Source organism: Actinophytocola sp. (assembly GCF_036002505.1).
Lineage (GTDB): Bacteria > Actinomycetota > Actinomycetes > Mycobacteriales > Pseudonocardiaceae > DASYTH01.
Genome location: NZ_DASYTH010000009.1, coordinates 1 through 2,665 on the forward strand (window position 1 = coordinate 1; position 2,665 = coordinate 2,665).

Consider the following 2,665-nt stretch of genomic DNA (forward strand, 5'->3'; position numbering starts at 1 on the left):
TCGCACAGCCAACCGTGGCGTCGGCGCTGCTGCGAGGCCCGGACCTGCTCGCCCAGCTGGTCTTCACGCCGCTGCTGGCCGGCTGGTCGATCTGGATCGGCATCGCGATCTCCGCCCGAGCCAGCGACCTCCGGGTCGCCCAGCAGCTCGGCATCTTCGCGAGCCTCCCGACGGCCGTGGTGGCGGCGCTGGTCGCGTTCAACGTGATCCACGCCACGCTCGGCCTTGCCCTCGGCCTCGCGGCGGCGCTGCTGCTCGGCAACCGACTCGGCTGGCGGATCATGTCAGCGACCTTCGACCGCGAACGACTCACCACCGGCACCAGGCGATGAGGTCAGGGCTCCAGCGTTCTCGCGTAATGTCCGGTTCATCCGAGGGCGATACCGAGGGTAGCGAGCGGCCGCGTGGGGTCGCGAGCGTGGTGGCGCAGCGCGGCGGCGAGGTTGACCGGCCCGGCTCGGCTGAGCACGCCGATGGCGAGGTTGCGCAGGCACGCCATGACCTGCGGGGCGGTGCCGGTGCGGACCTGGGAGCGGTCCTCGGCGAAGGTGGTGTCGCGGACCCGGTGCAGCCGGTTCTCGATCGCCCAGTGCCCACGCAGGAGGTCGGCGAGCCGGGCAGGGCTGGCCTGGGCGAAGGTGAGGCTGGTGACCGCATAGACGACCACGGTCCGCCACCTGCGGGCCTTGAGGTCGCGGGTCTTGCGGATGACCTGGACGACCTGGGCGGCGTGCGGGAACCCGAAGTGGTTGACGGTAACGGCCTTGAGGGTGCGCAGCTCCACGCGGCCGTGGGCGCGGTCGCGGGTGCGGTCCGGCACGGGACGTTGCGCCAGGGCAGGTGGCCGCAGCGGGCCAACAGGGTGGGCTGATTGGCCTTGACGGTGAACAGGTAGTGGGCCTGCTTTGTGGTCACCACGAACTCGGCCGCGTCGGCGTGGGTGTGCAGCGCGTCGGCGGTGACCACCGCGCCGGCCAGCTCCAGGCCGGCCAGCAGCGGGGCGAACCCGGGGACCTCGCCGGGGGCGCCGTCGACCTGGCGTTGGGCGAGCACCGCGCGGGTGGTGTGGTCCATCGCGGCGAGGTAGGCGAGCAGATGCGGCGCGTCGGCCGGTCGTAGCGGGTCGGCATGGGCGAGGTGGGCCAGGGCGGCTGGGATCGAGAATGATGGGTTGGCAGGCACGGGTGTCCATCGCGATCATGAGGCTGTGATAACCGCATGATCCCGGACGCTCGTGCTATCCCGCACCATCCCGCATTACGTCACCGGCCAGACAAACTAACAGAACGCCGGAGCCCTGCCGCATCCCAGAGCCGGCCTAATTCAGAGCCTCCGAGGGCCTGTCGTTGGTCAGTGCCGGGATCCGGTGGAGCTCTCACGGCGGCCATGACGCTGCGCTTCCCGGATGCGGGCGAAGCGCTGACGGGCCAGCACTCCGGTCGGGTCGATGTACGCACCTCCGTAGGCCAGCGCCTCCAGCAGGACCCAGATCCGGGACGGCTTGGGCTTGCGGTCGCGGTCGTGGTGGTCGGCGGCGTCGCGGTTCCGGATGGACGGGGCACGGGTCGGCGAGCCGGCGATCAGGGAGCTCATCGTTTCCTCCTTTGTGATTCTGTTCACAAGCGATGATGGCGCCCGACCGCTTCGGCATCGTTACGGCGCGCGTACCGGCCGCATCGAATTCGTCCGGCGCCGGAGCGACGCAAGGTGCTCGACCGGGTCAGCTCACCAGGTCGCTCGCCGGCCCGTCACGTCGCCGGGGGAGGTAGGACGAGCCATTCCCGGACTACCACCTACGCCGTAACGATCCCGGGACGATCGGAAGCGACGCCTCGTCCAGCATCCGCCTGCGCCTAGAGGCTGCGGCTGATCGTCGCCGCCTCAGCCGTAGCGGACTCGTGGGTCGAGGGCCGCGTAGGCGATGTCGACCAGCAGGTTCGCCACGATGACGAAGAAGGCGGCGAACAGCACCACTCCTTGGATCAAGGGCAGGTCGTTGCCGGTGATCGCCTGCACGGTGGCCCCGCCGAGGCCGGGCAGGCCGAAGACCCGCTCGACCACGATCGCGCCGCCGAGCAGGCCGCCGAGGTCCAGGCCGAGCTGGGTCACGGCCGGCGTGACCGAGGAGCGGATCACGTGGGCGAGCACCACCCTCCGCTCGGTCAGGCCCTTGGCGCGGGCGGTGCGGACGTAGTCCTCACCGGCGACCTCGAGCATGTTGCTGCGCACCATGCGCGTGTAGAGGGCGGAGAAGATGAGCGACACGGTGACCCAGGCGAGGACCAGGTGGGAGGCCCATGCCAGCGGGTCGCGGGAGAACGGCACGTAGCTCGGTGCCGGTGCCCAGCCCAGCTTGAAGTAGAAGACGTACAGCAGCCCGATTCCCGTGATGAACACCGGCGCGGAGACGCCCAGCAGGGCGAAGCCCATGGCGGCCCGGTCGGCGAGGCTGCGCGGCCGCAGGGCGGCGAGGATCCCGGTGGAGAACCCGAGCAGCAGCCAAAAGACGCAGCCGCCGAGCGCGAGCGACGCGGTCACCGGCAGGCGGTCGAGGATGGTGTTGAGCACCGGTTCCTGGTTGCGGAACGACCAGCCCAGGTTGGGCGGCCAGTTGAGCACGCCGGAGGCGTGGCCGGCGCCGACCAGGTCGGGGCCGTGCAGGAAG

The 2,665-nt window shown here is 70.7% G+C and carries 5 protein-coding genes; 2 read left to right on the forward strand and 3 right to left on the reverse strand.

Going from position 1 to position 2,665, the window contains the following annotated elements; translation table 11 throughout:
- Positions 1-332 (forward strand): hypothetical protein (locus tag VGR06_RS00135; RefSeq protein ID WP_327556825.1); only part of this gene is annotated, 332 nt, incomplete at its 5' end.
- A 35-nt stretch (positions 333-367) separates the two neighbouring features.
- Here the strand turns inward: VGR06_RS00135 and VGR06_RS00140 are convergent.
- On the reverse strand, positions 368-820 hold the full coding sequence (locus VGR06_RS00140; protein WP_327556826.1) for a transposase: 453 nt from the start codon (positions 818-820) through the stop codon (positions 368-370).
- A gap of 74 nt (positions 821-894) precedes the next feature.
- On the opposite strand from VGR06_RS00140, the gene VGR06_RS00145 reads away from it, so the two are divergent.
- Entirely contained in the window at positions 895-1,119 is a 225-nt protein-coding gene (locus VGR06_RS00145) for a hypothetical protein (RefSeq protein WP_327556827.1), read from the forward strand.
- Between the two features lie 231 nt (positions 1,120-1,350).
- On the opposite strand, the gene VGR06_RS00150 is transcribed toward VGR06_RS00145, so the two are convergent.
- Positions 1,351-1,593 (reverse strand): hypothetical protein, encoded by a 243-nt coding sequence (locus VGR06_RS00150; RefSeq protein WP_327556828.1) that lies wholly within the window; start codon positions 1,591-1,593, stop codon positions 1,351-1,353.
- A 288-nt stretch (positions 1,594-1,881) separates the two neighbouring features.
- A partial coding sequence (locus VGR06_RS00155; protein ID WP_327556829.1) for an ABC transporter permease occupies positions 1,882-2,665 on the reverse strand: 784 nt, incomplete at its 5' end.

What these genes read in the sequence shown, in the direction of transcription:
- VGR06_RS00150 (WP_327556828.1), bottom strand. Translation starts at nt 1,593, where the DNA reads ATGAGCTCCCTGATCGCCGGCTCGCCGACCCGTGCCCCGTCCATCCGG.